The organism is Aeromonas sp. FDAARGOS 1407 (assembly GCF_019048725.1).
Taxonomy (GTDB): domain Bacteria; phylum Pseudomonadota; class Gammaproteobacteria; order Enterobacterales; family Aeromonadaceae; genus Aeromonas; species Aeromonas enteropelogenes.
In genome coordinates, this window is sequence record NZ_CP077399.1 from 1,041,834 (window position 1) to 1,057,612 (window position 15,779).

Annotated in this window: 12 protein-coding genes; 7 read left to right on the forward strand and 5 right to left on the reverse strand. The window is 60.8% G+C overall.

Annotated features, from left to right (window positions below; all coding sequences use genetic code 11):
• Positions 1-11: 11 nt before the first annotated feature.
• Complete coding sequence (gene galE / locus I6L37_RS04945) at positions 12-1,025, reverse strand: UDP-glucose 4-epimerase GalE (RefSeq protein ID WP_216993416.1); 1,014 nt, start codon at positions 1,023-1,025, stop codon at positions 12-14.
• A gap of 202 nt (positions 1,026-1,227) precedes the next feature.
• Here galE and I6L37_RS04950 point away from each other — a divergent pair, with 202 nt between their 5' ends.
• From I6L37_RS04950 to mglC, 5 genes are all read left to right on the forward strand, one after another.
• The gene (locus I6L37_RS04950) at positions 1,228-2,235 is read left to right on the forward strand and encodes a substrate-binding domain-containing protein (protein ID WP_042070623.1); all 1,008 of its coding nucleotides are present in this window, start codon (positions 1,228-1,230) and stop codon (positions 2,233-2,235) included.
• 190 nt (positions 2,236-2,425) lie between these two features.
• On the forward strand, positions 2,426-5,485 hold the full coding sequence (locus I6L37_RS04955; RefSeq protein WP_216993417.1) for a beta-galactosidase: 3,060 nt from the start codon (positions 2,426-2,428) through the stop codon (positions 5,483-5,485).
• Positions 5,486-5,729: 244 nt separating this feature from the next.
• The gene (gene mglB, locus I6L37_RS04960; protein WP_216993418.1) at positions 5,730-6,716 is read left to right on the forward strand and encodes a galactose/glucose ABC transporter substrate-binding protein MglB; all 987 of its coding nucleotides are present in this window, start codon (positions 5,730-5,732) and stop codon (positions 6,714-6,716) included.
• 54 nt (positions 6,717-6,770) lie between these two features.
• Entirely contained in the window at positions 6,771-8,291 is a 1,521-nt protein-coding gene (gene mglA, locus I6L37_RS04965; protein WP_026456960.1) for a galactose/methyl galactoside ABC transporter ATP-binding protein MglA, read from the forward strand.
• A 16-nt stretch (positions 8,292-8,307) separates the two neighbouring features.
• On the forward strand, positions 8,308-9,318 hold the full coding sequence (gene mglC / locus I6L37_RS04970; RefSeq protein ID WP_026456961.1) for a galactose/methyl galactoside ABC transporter permease MglC: 1,011 nt from the start codon (positions 8,308-8,310) through the stop codon (positions 9,316-9,318).
• A 76-nt stretch (positions 9,319-9,394) separates the two neighbouring features.
• On the opposite strand, the gene trmA is transcribed toward mglC, so the two are convergent.
• Positions 9,395-10,528, reverse strand: a complete 1,134-nt coding sequence (gene trmA, locus I6L37_RS04975) for a tRNA (uridine(54)-C5)-methyltransferase TrmA (protein WP_124238676.1) — start codon at positions 10,526-10,528, stop codon at positions 9,395-9,397.
• A gap of 170 nt (positions 10,529-10,698) precedes the next feature.
• Here trmA and I6L37_RS04980 point away from each other — a divergent pair, with 170 nt between their 5' ends.
• Both I6L37_RS04980 and I6L37_RS04985 read left to right on the forward strand, forming a co-directional pair.
• Positions 10,699-11,841 (forward strand): DUF5610 domain-containing protein, encoded by a 1,143-nt coding sequence (locus I6L37_RS04980; protein ID WP_216994124.1) that lies wholly within the window; start codon positions 10,699-10,701, stop codon positions 11,839-11,841.
• An 86-nt stretch (positions 11,842-11,927) separates the two neighbouring features.
• A complete protein-coding gene (locus tag I6L37_RS04985; RefSeq protein ID WP_216993419.1) occupies positions 11,928-12,461 on the forward strand; it encodes an ATP--cob(I)alamin adenosyltransferase in 534 nt (177 codons plus the stop codon).
• A gap of 126 nt (positions 12,462-12,587) precedes the next feature.
• On the opposite strand, the gene malZ is transcribed toward I6L37_RS04985, so the two are convergent.
• The 3 genes from malZ to I6L37_RS05000 form a co-directional block, all read right to left on the reverse strand.
• Positions 12,588-14,417, reverse strand: a complete 1,830-nt coding sequence (malZ, locus tag I6L37_RS04990; RefSeq protein ID WP_216993420.1) for a maltodextrin glucosidase — start codon at positions 14,415-14,417, stop codon at positions 12,588-12,590.
• 6 nt (positions 14,418-14,423) lie between these two features.
• On the reverse strand, positions 14,424-15,272 hold the full coding sequence (locus I6L37_RS04995) for an HDOD domain-containing protein (protein WP_042027271.1): 849 nt from the start codon (positions 15,270-15,272) through the stop codon (positions 14,424-14,426).
• Positions 15,273-15,341: 69 nt separating this feature from the next.
• Positions 15,342-15,758, reverse strand: coding sequence for an META domain-containing protein (locus tag I6L37_RS05000; protein WP_042027272.1), 417 nt, complete (start codon positions 15,756-15,758; stop codon positions 15,342-15,344).
• Positions 15,759-15,779 lie beyond the last annotated feature (21 nt).

Sequence of the window (15,779 nt, forward strand, 5' to 3'; positions counted from 1 at the left end):
AGCCGGCATGCCTACTCCTCGTAGCCATTGGGGTTGTTGGCTTGCCAGCGCCAGCTGTCGGCACACATGGCGGCGACATCCCGGGTGGCCTTCCAGCCCAACTCGCACATCGCCTTGGACGGGTCGGCCCAGCAGGCGGCGATGTCGCCCGGGCGTCTTGGCTCGATGCGGTAGGGGAGCGGCTTGCCGCAGGCGGCAGAAAAAGCAGTGACCAGTTGCAGCACGCTCTGGCCCTGGCCCGTGCCCAGGTTGTAGGCATGTACGCCGCCATGACCGGCGCAGCGCTGCAACGCCTTGACGTGTCCCTCGGCGAGATCCATCACGTGGATATAGTCGCGTACTCCTGTGCCATCCGGGGTAGGGTAATCGTTACCAAAGACCGAGAGGCAGTCACGACGACCGATGGCTACCTGGGTGATGTAGGGCATCAGGTTGTTGGGGATCCCCTGGGGATCTTCCCCCATGGTGCCCGACTCGTGGGCGCCGACCGGGTTGAAATAGCGCAGTAGCGTCATGCTCCAGTGGGGCTCGGCGGCCTGCAGATCCTCCAGGATCTCCTCGATGATCAGCTTGGATCGCCCGTAGGGATTGGTGGCGCTGCGGGGGAAATCCTCCCGGATGGGCAGGCTGGCGGGATCGCCATAGACGGTGGCCGAGGAGCTGAACACCAAGTTGTGGACGTCGGCCCGCTTCATCGCCTGCAGCAGGGTGAGGGTGCCGCTCAGGTTGTTCTCGTAGTAGTCGAGGGGAATGCGGGTCGATTCGCCCACGGCCTTCAGGGCGGCGAAGTGGATCACCGCATCGATACTGTGTTCGGCAAAGATGCGATCAAGCAGGGCCTGGTCGCGAATATCCCCTTGATAAAAAACGGGTAATTGACCGCTGATCGCAGCTACCCGAGTCAATACGCCGGGCTTGCTGTTGCAGAGGTTGTCGACAACCACGGGGATCATGCCTGCAGCCTGCAAGGCCAGACAGGTATGGCTGCCGATATATCCGCAGCCGCCGGTGACCAGAACCTTCATCTTGCTCTCCACTGAAAACGTGTCTGGAAGGAGTCTAGCCGAGGGGACGGCGAGCAAACTGTGAGCTTGCTTGCAAAACGGTGTAAACGATTACACTGTTTTTATGATCCCAATGATGACAGATATTCCTTTCGTCACTATTTTCAATGAGTTTGCTGGGTATAATGGCGCCATTGTGGACTGTGAAATAAGTGAAAACAGCATGAGTACTATCAAGGATGTCGCCCGTTTGGCGAATGTGTCGGTGGCAACGGTTTCACGGGTGATGAACAACTCGCCCAAGGCCAGTGCGGCATCCCGTGCTGCGGTACAACAGGCCATGGCGGAGCTGGGTTATACCCCCAATGCCAACGCACGGGCACTGGTGAACCAGACCTGCGACACCATGGGTGTGGTGGTGGGCGACGTGGCCGATCCCTTCTTCGGCGCCCTGGTAAAGGGGGTCTCTGCCGTGGCTGTCGAGCAGAATCTGCATCTGCTGATGGGCAACGGTTTTCACAAGGCACGCCAGGAGCGCGAGGCGATCGAGCTGCTGATCGGCAAGCGCTGCGAGGCGCTGGTGGTGCACAGTAAGGCACTCGGCGACGAGGAGCTCTGCGATTACGCCATGCGGGTGCCCGGCATGGTGCTGATCAACCGAGATATTCCCGCCCTTCGCGGGCGTTGCATCGCCCTCAACAACCGGCTGGGAGCGGCCACGGCCACCCGTCATCTGATCGAGCTGGGGCATCGCCATATCGCCTTCATCAGTTCGGATCATGCCATCGAGGATTCCACCTTGCGGCAACAGGGGTACCAGGATGGTTTGCATGACGCGGGTCTGGTCGCCGATCCGGAGCTTGTCGAGAGCGGGCCTCCCAACGAGGAAGGGGGCGAGCAGGCCATGCTCAATCTGCTGGCAAAAGGGGTTCGGGTGACAGCCGTGGTGGCTTACAACGACGCCATGGCGGCAGGGGCCATCTCGGTGCTGGCTGACAATGGCCTGCGGGTGCCGGAGGAGGTCTCGGTAGTGGGTTTCGATGACATCATCTATGCCAGATACCTCAGACCCAAGCTCTCGACCATGCGCTATCCCATTGAACTGATGGCATCCCAGGCAGCCAAGCTGGCGTTGCAGCTGGCCGCGGGGGAGGGTGAGGCGCAGCAGAACCGCATCTACACCCCGACCCTGATCAACCGCCATTCGGTCGCGCCGGTGCGGGCCGGATAGGGGGAATGAGTGAGCCATGGTTAACCATCCCGGCTGATGGCGCTGTAGTTTTACCGGTTTTAATTGTTTTTACCCCGTTTTACTTAACAAAATCAGTGTAATCGTTTACATTGCTGTGAGCGAGATCGCCGTTCCCTGCGTCGGACTTCTCTAAACTGAATACGTTTTCGTATCGGTGGAGAGTATCTGAATGCTCAGGGAGATAGTGGCGCGTCAGGATTGGCAGAGCCAGGCGATTACCTCGGTGAATCGCTTGCCTGCCCACACCCCCTTGTTCAGCTGGCGCAACGAGGAAGATGCCCGGCTCGACAGGGCCTCGCTCTCCAGATTGTCACTGGATGGCGAGTGGCGTTTCTCCTTTTTCGCGGCCCCCGAACTGGTGCCGGAGGCCTGGCTAAAGGGCGATCTGGCGGATGCCTGCCCCATTCTGGTGCCCGGCAACTGGCAGCTGGATGCAGCCTACCCTGGGAATCGCCCGCTGACCGACGGTCCCATCTACACCAACATCAAGTATCCGTTTCCCTGCGATCCCCCCAGAGTACCGGCCGACAATCCGACCGGCTGTTACTCCCGTGAGTTCGAGTTGCCCGTCGACTGGTTGGCCAGCGGTCAGAGCCGCATCATTCTCGACGGGGTAAGCAGCGCTTTTCATCTCTTCTGCAATGAACACTGGGTCGGCTACTCCCAGGACAGCCGACTGCCCGCCGAATTCGATCTGACCCCCTGTCTGCGAGCGGGCAAAAACCGGCTGGCGGTGCTGGTGCTGCGCTGGTCGGACGGTGCCTATCTGGAAGATCAGGACATGTGGTGGCTGTCGGGGATCTTCCGCTCCGTCAGCCTGCTTCATAAGCCGGTCCGTCATCTGATGGACATGCGGGTCACACCCGGGCTCGATGCTTGCTATCGGGATGGGAGCCTCAAGATTGAACTGCAGGCGGCCAATGCCGCCGGGTTGTCGGTGGTGGCCAATCTCTATGACGGCAGTGAGCGGGTAGCAACCCTACACCAGCAGATCGGCACTCAAACCATTGACGAGAAAGGGGCTTATGACGATCGCGCCGAGTTGTGGCTGGCGCTGGCGGCGCCGCGCAAGTGGAGCGCCGAGACCCCCCACCTTTATCGCCTGACCCTGACTCTGCTGGATGAGCAGGGCCAGCCCATCGAGAGCGAGGCCTGCGACGTGGGCTTTCGGGTGGTGGAGATCCGTGACGGCTTGCTGCGGGTCAACGGTCAGCCGCTGCTCCTTCGTGGCGCCAACCGTCACGAGCACCATCCCGCCAGGGGCTATGCCATCGATCTTGCCACCATGGAGCAGGATCTGCGGCTGATGAAGCAGCATAACTTCAATGCCCTGCGTTGCTCCCACTACCCCAATCATCCGGCGCTCTACCGGTTGTGTGACAGGCTGGGGCTCTATGTAGTGGACGAGGCGAATCTGGAGACCCACGGTATGACCCCCATGGGGCGGCTGGCGCGAGATCCCGCCTGGAGCAACGCCTTCCTGGAGCGTGCCACCCGCATGGTGGCCCGTGATTTCAATCACCCCTGCATCATCATCTGGTCGCTGGGCAACGAGTCCGGCTATGGCCCGGCCCACGATGCCATGTATGGCTGGATCAAGCGCAGCGATCCGAGCCGTCCGGTGCAGTATGAGGGGGGCGGGGCCGATACCCCGGCCACCGACATCATCTGCCCCATGTATGCCCGCACTCATCAGGATCAACCCTTCCTGGCGGTGCCCAAGTGGGCACTGGCCAAGTGGATTGGTCTGCCCGGCGAGACCCGGCCGCTGATCCTGTGCGAATACGCCCATGCCATGGGCAACAGCCTGGGGGGCTTTGCCCACTACTGGCAGGCGTTTCGCGAGCATCCGAGACTGCAGGGCGGCTTTGTCTGGGACTGGGTCGATCAGGGGCTTGACAAATACACGACCGACGGTCGCCACTACTGGGGCTACGGCGGTGACTTCGGGGAGGTGCAAAACGATCGCCAGTTCTGCTGCAACGGCCTGCTGTTTCCCGATCGCACGCCCCATCCTGGTCTGTTCGAGGCAAAACGGGCCCAGCAGCCATTCCGGTTTGAGCTGGTGGGGCATGCGCCGCTGCGGGTGCAGATCGAGAGTGAATATCTGTTCCGTGCAACCGACAACGAGTGGCTGCGCTGGCAGCTGTGCGAAAACGGGCGCGTGCTGCTTGAGGGAGAGATCACCCTCGCACTGGCGCCCCTGGGCCGGTGCGAGCTGACGCTGGTCGATACCTTGCCGGAATTCACGCCTGGCGCTCTGGTCTGGCTCGATCTGGCCATCGTTCAGCCTGCCGTCACTTCTTGGTCCGGGGCGGGCCATGAGGTGGCCCGTCAGCAATTTATGTTGCTTGCCCCCTTGGCGCTACCGGCTCCAGTCACTCCGGCAACCCTGACTGAATCCCCCGAGGGATGGCTTGCCTGCGGTGGTGACAACCAGTGGCGGCTGGACAGAGCGAGCGGCCGCATCATTAGCTGGCTGAAGGGGGGGCAGGAGCAGTTGCTGGCGCCGATCGGGGATCACTTCTACCGGGCGCCGCTCGACAACGATATCGGCACCAGCGAGGCGGACCACGCGGATCCCGACTCCTGGATCGCCCGCTGGCAGGCCTGCGGCCTGACCCACTGGCAGCACCGTTGCCTCGGCATGGTGGCGGCAGAGGGCGAGATCCGGGTGTGCCACGGCTATTTCTACGACGGGCAATTGCTGGTGGTCAGCCAGTGGCGACACGGCTTCACCAGCGAGGGGGCCATGACCCTCGAGATAGAGACGGAGCTGGCGCCTGCACTCCCCTCCCTGCCTCGTATCGGCCTGCTGCTGCACCTGGTCGGTGTGCCGGGGCGGGTTGAGTGGTTGGGACGCGGCCCCCACGAGAACTATCCGGATCGTCTGCTGGGAGCGGATCTGGGGCACTGGAGTGCGCCGCTGGCCGCCATGCACACCCCTTACATCTTCCCTTCCGACAACGGGTTGCGTTGCGACAGCCGCTGGTTACAGCTGGGGGAGGTGAGGGTGACGGGGACCTTCCATTTCAGCGTCAGCCGCTTCAGCCAGCAGCAGCTCGCCGCCGCGCGTCACCAGAGCGATCTGGTGGCAGAAGAGGGGATCCATGTCTGCCTCGATGGCGCCCACATGGGGGTCGGCGGGGATGATTCCTGGAGCCAGAGCGTGCGGCCCGAGTACCAGTTGACGGCACGCCGCTACCACTGGCGTTGCACCCTGATGTGAGCCGTTTTGACAACCTGGCCACAACGACTAGCCTCAACAGACCAGGATTGATTGAGTCTCAAAGATTGTTCTTGAATTTATGTATTTGAAAAATAACAAAAAGATTTCAATGTAACAAAGTGTAATCGTTTCCATTTCGTTGTGAGGATCACAGAAGGAATCACAACAAACCGATTACATTTACTGGCGCTTGCTCAATTGCTCGCCACCCTACAACACAGATAGATACATCGGAGCACACATAATGAAAAAACTCACCACAGTTGCCGCCCTGTTGATGGGCCTGATGGCCGGTGCCACTGCCCATGCCGAAACCCGGATCGGGGTCACCGTTTACAAATACGACGACAACTTCATGTCGGTCGTACGCAAGGCCATCGAGAAGGAGGCTGCAGCCAATCCGGACGTGGAGCTGTTGATGAATGACTCCCAGAACGATCAGTCCAAGCAGAACGATCAGATCGACGTGCTGCTGGCCAAGGGGGTGAAGGCCCTGGCCATCAACCTTGTTGACCCGGCGGCGGCCCCCGTGGTGATCGAGAAGGCCCGTGGTGAAGATGTGCCTGTGGTGTTCTACAACAAGGAACCGAACGCCACCGACCTGGCCAGCTATGACAAGGCTTATTACGTAGGTACCGACTCCAAGGAGTCCGGCATTATCCAGGGGCAGCTGATTGCCAAGCACTGGAAAGCCAATCCGGCCTGGGATCTGAACAAGGATGGCGTCATCCAGTTCGTGCTGCTGAAAGGCGAACCGGGCCACCCGGATGCGGAAGCCCGCACCACCTACGTGGTCAAGACCCTGAACGAGGGTGGCATCAAGACCCAGCAGCTGCACATGGATACCGGTATGTGGGATACCGCCATGGCGAAAGACAAGATGGATGCCTGGATCTCCGGCCCCAACGCCGACAAGATCGAAGTGGTCATCGCCAACAACGACGGCATGGCAATGGGCGCTGTTGAATCCCTCAAGGCTCAGGGTAAGACCGCCATTCCGGTGTTTGGTGTCGATGCGCTGCCGGAGGCCCTGGCGCTGGTCAAGAGCGGTGCCATGGCCGGTACCGTGCTGAACGATGCGACCAACCAGGCCAAGGCCACCTTCGATCTGACCAAGAACCTGGCCGAAGGCAAACCTGCTGGTGAAGGTACCAGCTGGAACATTGTCGACAAGGTCGTCCGTGTTCCCTACGTCGGTGTCGATAAAGACAACCTGTCCCAGTTCCAGTAATCCTCCCCTTCAGGGCAAGGGAGATCCCCTTGCCCTCTGTTTCAACCAGATGTGATGGCTGATATGACAACACAGCAACAATCAGAATGGCTGTTGGAGATGATTGACGTCAGTAAGAGCTTTCCTGGCGTCAAGGCACTCGATAATGTCAATTTACGGGTCCGTCCTCATTCTGTGCATGCGTTGATGGGCGAAAACGGGGCGGGGAAATCCACGCTGCTCAAGTGCCTGTTCGGCATCTACGAGAAGGATCAGGGCAAGATCTTCTTCAAGGGGCAGGAGATCAACTTCACCTCCTCCAAGGAGGCGCTGGAGAACGGTGTCTCCATGGTGCATCAGGAGCTGAACCTGGTGCTGCAACGCTCCGTGATGGACAACATGTGGCTCGGTCGCTACCCCACCAGGGGGTGGTTCATCGACCACGACAAGATGTATGACGACACCAAGCAGATCTTCGACGAGCTGGATATCGACATCGACCCCAGGGTCAAGGTCGCGACCCTGTCGGTCTCCCAGATGCAGATGATCGAGATCGCCAAGGCGTTCTCCTACGATGCCAAGATCGTCATCATGGACGAACCCACCTCCTCCCTGACCGAGAAAGAGGTCAATCACCTCTTCAAGATCATCAACAAGCTCAAGGAGAAGGGGTGCGGCATCGTCTACATCTCCCACAAGATGGAAGAGATCTTCCAGCTCTGTGACGAGATCACCATATTGCGGGATGGCCAGTGGGTGGCGACCCAGCCCCTCAAGGGGATGACCATGGATCAGATCATCGGCATGATGGTCGGTCGCGAGCTCACCCAGCGCTTCCCGGAGAAAACCAACCAGCCGAAAGAGGTGATCCTCGAGGTCGAGCACCTGACGGCGAAGAACCAGCCCTCCATCCAGGACATCACCTTCAACCTGCACAAGGGGGAGATCCTTGGCATTGCCGGTCTGGTGGGGGCCAAGCGTACCGACATCGTCGAAACCCTGTTCGGCATCCGTGAGCATGTCGAGGGTAGCATCCGGCTTCATGGCAAGGAGATCGCGAACCACAACGCCCACGAGGCGATTCGCAACGGTTTCGCCCTGGTTACGGAAGAGCGTCGTTCCACCGGCATTTATTCCCGTCTCGACATCGCCTTCAACTCCCTGATCGCCAACATGGACAACTACAAGGGCTCCATGGGGCTGCTCAGCGACCAGAAGATGAAGAGCGACACCCAGTGGGTCATCGACTCCATGCGGGTCAAGACACCGACCCAGCAGACCCAGATCGGCTCCCTCTCGGGAGGCAACCAGCAGAAGGTGATCATCGGTCGCTGGCTGCTGACCCAGCCGGAGATCCTGATGCTGGACGAGCCGACCCGCGGCATCGATGTAGGGGCCAAGTTCGAGATCTACCAGCTCATTCTGGAGCTGGCGAAGAAGGACAAGGGCATCATCATCATCTCGTCCGAGATGCCGGAATTGCTCGGGATCACCGACCGCATCCTGGTGATGAGCAATGGCCGGGTCGCCGGGATCGTCAATACCAAAGAAACTGACCAGAGCGAGATATTGCGTCTGGCATCTCTGTACCTCTAGAGACAGGAAGACATTTATGGAGTCGGCAAAAAATTTCAACCTGATGCAGGCGCTCAAGGAGAACGGCATCTATGTGGTGCTGCTGGTGCTGCTGATGATCATCGTCATCAAGGAACCCTCGTTCCTGAGCCTCACCAACCTCAGCAACATCCTGACCCAGTCCTCGGTGCGGGTCATCATCGCCCTCGGGGTGGCAGGCATCATCATCACCCAGGGGACTGACCTGTCGGCCGGTCGCCAGGTGGGCCTGGCGGCGCTCATCGCGGCGACCATGCTGCAGGCGCTGACCAACGTCAACAAGGTCTTCCCGACCCTGGGCGAGGTGCCCATCCCGGTGGTGATCCTGCTGGTGTGCGCCGTCGGGGCCCTGATTGGCCTCATCAATGGCCTGATCGTGGCCTACCTGAACGTGACCCCCTTCATTACCACCCTGGGGACCATGATCATCGTCTACGGTATCAACTCCCTCTATTTCGATTCGGTAGGCGCTTCACCGGTAGCCGGCTTCGATCCCCGCTTCTCCAGCTTTGCCCAGGGCTTTATCCGGATAGGCGGCTTCAAGCTCTCCTACCTGACCTTCTACGCGGCCATCGCCAGCGTGTTCGTCTGGGTGCTGTGGAACAAGACCCGCTTTGGCAAGAACATCTTCGCCATCGGTGGCAACCCGGAAGCGGCCAAGGTGTCTGGCGTCAACGTGGCGGTCAACCTGGTGATGATCTATGCCCTGGCCGGTGTCTTCTACGCCTTCGGCGGCATGCTGGAAGCGGGGCGGATCGGCAGTGCCACCAACAACCTGGGCTTCATGTACGAGCTGGACGCCATCGCTGCCTGCGTGGTGGGCGGGGTGTCGTTTGCTGGTGGCGTGGGTACCGTGGCCGGGGTGATCACCGGGGTACTCATCTTCACCCTGATCAACTACGGTCTGACCTATATCGGCGTCAGCCCCTACTGGCAGTTCATCATCAAGGGCGGCATCATCATTCTGGCGGTTGCGCTGGACTCCATGAAGTACGCCAAGAAGAAGTAATGGCAACTGCCTGCAGGCAGTACGGCAATAAAAAAACAGGGCCATTCGGCCCTGTTTTTTATATGTTTCTTTCGGCTTAACCAGCCTTGCGCTTCAAATAGACCCCGGCTTCCATGTGGTGTGTCCAGGGGAACTGGTCGAACAGGGCGAAGCGGGCGATCTCGTGGGTCTCGCCGAGCACCTGCATGTTGGCCTGCAGGGTCTCGGGGTTACAGGAGATGTAGAGGATGTTGTCGTAATCCTGCACCAGCTTGACGGTGGCATCGTCGAGACCGGCGCGGGGCGGGTCGACGAAGATGGTGTTGCACTGGTAAGCAGAGAGGTCGACCCCCTTGAGGCGGTTGAACTCCCGTTCGCCGCGCATCGCCATGGTGAACTCCTCGGCGGACATGCGCAGGATGATCAGGTTGTCGACGCCGTTGGCGGCGATGTTGTACTGGGCTGAATCCACGCTTGGTTTGGCGATCTCGGTGGCCAGCACCTTGCGGAAATTCTGGGCCAGGGCGATGGAGAAGTTGCCGTTGCCGCAGTAGAGCTCCAGCAGGTCGCCCTCGCTGCCTCGGGTCACGTCCAGCGCCCAGCCCAGCATCTGCTCGTTGATGGCGGCGTTGGGCTGGGTGAAGCTGTTCTCCACCTGCTTGTAGGTGAGCTGGCGGCCGGCGACGTTCAGCTGCTCGACGACGAAATCGTTGCCCAGGCAAATCTTCTGCTTGTGGGCGCGGCCAATCAGCTGCAGATCAAACCCCTTGGCGCGCAGGTCGGCCTGCAATGCCTCGGCGGCCTGCTGCCACTCGGCCTCGAGCTTGCGATGGTAGAGCAGGCTGACAACGATCTGGCCGGACTGGGTCGAGAGATAGTCGATCTGGAACAGCTTGCGGCGCAGCACCGGCTGCGGGCGCAGCCCCTCCAGCAACACAGGCATCAGCTGGTTGATGAGGCGGCTGGCGGTGGGGAACTGGTCGACCCGGATGATCTCTCTGGTTGCCGGTGCATACATGCAGTGGAAGAGGTCATCCCCCTCGTGCCAGATGCGAAATTCGGCGCGCATCCGGTAATATTCGGCGGGCGAGGCATGCACCTCCAGCTTTGGGAGCGGGTAGCCGGCGAACAGTCGGGTGAGTCGCTCGCATTTTTCGTCGAGCTGGGCCTGGTAGTCGGCAGGAGTCCGCAGGGGCTGGGAGTCAGCGGAAGCCCGTTGGGATTGGGTCATAGATACCTCATATGCACACCGGCCGGGCCGGAACGAAAACGGGGGAAGGCAACAGGCCACCCAAAGGGGCCCGATTTTAAAAGGCCGCTCTGGATTGTCCAGTATTTTGTGGTCAAGAAGTGTGCAATCGGGCCGATATCCGATCTACAGGCATGATGGGAGGACACATGATGCAAATCGATGGCGTGGGCGCGGCCCAACCCAAGGGAGTGGGTGTTTCTCCCAAATCGCCTCAACAGGCACAGGCAAAGCAGAATCAGAGCGGGGAGGAGGTCTCCCTGCACCAGCCGCCGAAGTGGGCTCAGGTGCTGATCCAGCAGGCGCTGCAATTCTCCCTGGAGATCAACGGCCAGCACTATCAGGCGCCCAAGACGAAGGCGCCGGAGGAGATCACCCCAGAGACCCTGTTCGACTTCCAGTCGGTGGCCGACAACGTGCTGCAGTTCGTCACCGGCCGGCTGGGGGCGGCTCGTGCCGATGGCAAGTCCGACGACGAGCTGACCAAGATGATGGAGCAGGCCCGCAAGGGGGTCGACATGGGCTTCAACGCGGCCAAGCAGCAGCTGGGGGATCTGGCTACCGACAACGAGGACATCAAGACCGGCATCGAGCAGAGCTACAAGCTGATCCAGGACGGGCTCGAGGAGTTTGAACGGGAGTTCTTCGGCAAGGTCTCCCCCACCGAGCGGGCCGCGATCGAGATGGCCAGCCGCCAGCAGGGCATTCTGGAGATCGAAACCAAGGATGGCGACAAGGTGCTGCTGCGTTTCAACGACAGCTGGCAGATGAAGTCCAGGCAGGGTGAGGGGGGCAGCCAGTTCAGCCTCAAGTCGAGCCAGAGCTTCAGCTTCTCCCTGGAAGGGGATCTCAGCAGCGAAGAGATGGACTCTATCGGCAAACTGGTCAAGGGGATCGACGATCTGGCGGGGAGCTTCTTCTCAGGCAACTTCGACGATCTGCTCAAGAAAGCGGGCGAGCTGCAACTGGATGACAGCCAGTTGGCCTCCTACTCGCTCAAACTCAAGCAGAGCGTCAAGCTGAGCCAGACCTATCAGGGGGCTCACTCCCTGCAGGAGATGCTCAAACCGCTGGCCGACTACCTGCCCAAACTTGATCAGGTGCAGCAGCAGGCGGATACCCTGTTGCCCGCCTCCCAGCAACAGGCGCTGGTGCCCGCCGTGCTGGCCGCCAGAGGGGAGGAGGACCCGGCCCAGGTCAGCAGCTTCACCAGTTTCAACCAGCGCATGCTGGAGGCGTTGCGGATGATTGGCCAGTTCCAGCCCGCGACCGGGACCGACAGCCAGTACGGCTGATAGCCGGCCTCACTCCTTAATAATCAGCCGTTTGCCACGCCCGCCGGGGGCTGGCAAACTGGCCTTTTCTTCAATCCGGTCGTCCCATGAACCCCAAGAAGCCCAGAGACAAGCGCGAGCTCTGCTACCCCTTTATTTTCGAAACGTCGCTCAAATGTGATTTTGAAATCGCCACCGACGAGCTCTGCTGTCAGGTGGGCGCCGTGTTGTCACACCTTGCACCGGATGCCGATATTCGGCCCATGCTGGCGGATCTCGCAGCGTTGCAACGGCTTATCTACAACCTCAACGGTTCGGTGCGCGGCAAGCTCGGCATCTTCGAGGAGGATCTGGACTGGCTCAAGGGGCGTTACGATCACTATAACGAGGCGAGCCGTGGCCGGGTCACCGGTTTCGTGCTGCCCCAGGGGCCGCAACCCATCCCGATCCTGCATCTGTGCCGCTGTGGCAGCAAGAAGGTGGTGCGACTGCTGGTGCGGCTGGAAGAGAGTGGCGTCGCATTCGACCCCATCCTCTATCGCTTCGCCAACCTGCTGGCCAACTTCTTCTTTGTGCTCACCGTCTGCCTCAAGCAGCTGTGGCAGGTGCCGGAAGTACCCTACGTCAGCATCAACTACTGATACGGTCGGGCCGTCATAGGGCGCTGCCCGCAGCCATGGGCGGGGTTGCCAGCCAGCGCCGATTGCACAAACGAAAAACCGGAGCACTGGGCTCCGGTTTTTATTCTCAACTGGAGAGCGTCACTCTCAGCTGGAAAGCAGCACCCTGGCCGAATTGGCGGGGACGGTCAGTTGCAGCTCTCCCTGCACCACTTCGAACTTGTCGCCGTTGAAGGCATCGGTGAAGCGGCTGGCCGGGCTGGCGGTCTGCCACAGGGGCAAGCTGATGGTGCGCGGCTCGGTGGGATGACGGTTGCAGGCCACCACCACCTGATCGCTTTGCAGGGTGCGGGCGAACACATAGCTGTGGGGGCCGGCGTAGAGGGTCTGGATATCGCCACGGCGCAGGGAGGGGCGCTGGCGGCGGATCTGGATCAGGCGGCGGTAGTGGTCGTGCAGCACATGATCCCAGGCGGTGGTCTCCCACGGGAAGCAGCGACGGCAATCCGGGTCGTTGCCACCGGAGAGCCCCACCTCGTCACCGTAGTAGATGGAGGGCACACCGATATAGGTGAGCAGCAAGGTGGCGGCGAGCCGCATCCGCTGTTTGTCCTCTCCCAGCAGGTGGAGGAAGCGGGCGGTGTCGTGGCTGTCCAGCAGGTTGAACTGGGCCAGCTGGTTTTTGAACGGGATGTGGGCCCGCGCCAGCCTGAGCCAGCGATCCAGCTCCTCGGCGCTGATCTTGATGGGGTGATAGGCGATGTCCTGGCCGGCCAGGAAGGCGCGGATCGGGTGGGCGAAGCCATAGTAATTCATGGCACCGTCTTCCTGATCACCCTGCAGCCACTGGCTCGCCTCGAAGAAGTGTTCGCCGAGCACGTAGGCGTCCGGGTTCTCCTGCTTCACCGCGCCGCGAATGGCACGCACATGGCCGCTGTTGCCCTCGGCTGTGCCCCGCTCACCCAGCATGTGGATGACATCGAAGCGCCAGCCGTCGATCTGGTAGGGGGCACGCATCCAGTAGCGCAGGATGGCGTCATCGGCCCGGTAGACGGCGTCCTGTACCTGCTCGCTGGAGAAATCGAGCTTGGGCAGGCTGCGAATGCCCTTCCAGCTGACGTAATCCCCATCGCCATCAAAGGTATAAAAGCTGCGCCATGGCGAATCCGGGTTGCTCTGGGCCCCCAGCGGCGGGCAGAACCAGGGGTGCTCGGTGGAGGTGTGGTTGACCACCGCATCCAGGATGATCTTCATGCCGCGCTGGTGCAGGTTGCGGGTCAGCTCGGCGAACTGGGCGTTGGTGCCCAGATGCGGGTCGACCTTGAAATAGTCCTGGGTGTCGTACTTGTGGTTGCTCGGTGAATCGAAGATGGGGTTGAGGTAGAGCGCCGTCACCCCGAGGGACTGCAGGTAGTGCAGCTTGGCATCGATGCCCGCCAGATCGCCGCCATAGAATTCGCAGGCGCCGTGCCCCTCGTCGTGGCGGCTGACCGGCTCGCCCCAGGCCTTGCTGATGACCGCCTTGCCACGATATTCGTACTCGTGATGCTTGACGCTAAGCGACGGATCACCGTTGCAGAAGCGGTCGGGGAAGATCTGGTAGAACACCTGATCCTGCACCCAGGCCGGCGGCTGGTGCAGGCTGTTGAAGCGAAAATGCTGTTCCCGCGGCGGCATGGCCGAGCTGACGCCGGCGCCGTGCAGCCACCACTGCTCCTCGTCGGTGAGGCACTTGAAGCAGTAGAGATGGATATCCTGGCCTCTGGTCAGCGGCAGGGTCACTTGCCACACCTGCAGCCTGTCCCGGGTGGAGACAGGGGTCATGGCGATCAGGTACTCCTCGTTGTCCGGCTCGTGGCGAAGCCACACCTCGCGGATGGGGGCGTCCAGTTCGCTGAACAGGGTGAGTTGCAGTGCATCGGCGCTCTCTTTGAACCAGGGCGCTACCTGGGGATGAAACAGAAACGGATGGGTCATGATCACTTATTGAGTCAGAAGCTCGGCAAGGGCGTTGCCCTGTTCGTGTAGCGTTTCGAGCTGGTTTGCCAACGACTTGGGGTCCAGCCCAAGCTGGTCGGCCAACGGTTTGGGGAAGCGGGCTATGATGGCCTGGGCAGGCACCCCCGCATTCCAGGCGAAAGAGATAAACACGGCGAGGCGGATCAGCACCGCCTCCTTGCTGATCGGATCGTGGGAGAGGGGATCCAGCTGCTGGGAGATGGCCTCGACGAAGCTCTCCGACAGGTTCCAGCGCCGTGCCAGCTCGGCTCCGAGCTGGGCGTAGTCAAATCCAAGCATCTCCCGCTGGGCCTCGACCCGGCTGCTCCCCTTCTGGATCGCCAGATTGATGAGTTCGGCCTCTTCCGGCAGGGTGCTCTGGATGAGCAACTCGCCAATGTTGTGGATCAGCGCGCAGGTGAAGGCGGTTTCGGGATCCAGCACATTGGCCTCTTTGGCCAGCGTCCTGGCGATGGTGGCCACCTGGAAGGTCTCGGTCCAGAACTTGTTCTTGTCAAAACTGGGGGGTGTCTTGAAGCTGCCTATGATGCCGGAGGCAACCACGATGGAGCGCAAGCGGTTGAAGCCAAGGCGGATCACCGCCTGCTCGACCGAAGTCACTTCGTTGCCACGGCGCAGGGCGGCCGAGTTGGCCATCCTCAACACCTTGACGCTGATCACCTGATCCATGGCGATCTTGGCCGCAATCAGGTCGATGCGGGCGTTGTCATCGTTGAAACTCTGCATCAACTCGTGCAGCAGTTTGGGTATGGTGGGGAGTTGCTTGATCTTGTCAAACAGACGGTCCATCGACATGGCTGAGGCAGCCTCCATTGCGAATTCTGCCTCATATTGTGCCACAGCCGGGCAACATGTTCCTGTTTGTGATGCGGCTTTTGAGCGTCAAAACACCCAGTCGCGCAATTGGTATTCCAAACGGTGCTGCTTGCCCTGCAGGATCAGGGTTTGGCTGTCGCCGCTCAGACGCGCCCCTTCGGTCAGGGTGGTGAGCACCGCCTGTTCGATGGCATCGAGGGGCGGCGTGCAGGCCCTGACCGTGCTGCCGAGGCTGGTGACCCACAACTTGTCTTTTTTCAGATGGCCCTGACCGAAGTAACGGTTGCAACCTGCGATGCCGTTGACGGTGAAGTGCTCGCCGATCTCGAGGTCGGGGGGATTGTCGCGCACCGACGCGACCGGTTGGCCATCCAGCTTGCTCAGCACCCAGTGATGATGTTGCAGATCCTGCTGGACAAAGGCAGTCGAGCTGCATCCGGCGAGCATGAAAAGGGGGATCAGCAGGGCGGGCAATCTGGACATATCAAGGCTCCGTTGGGGGGA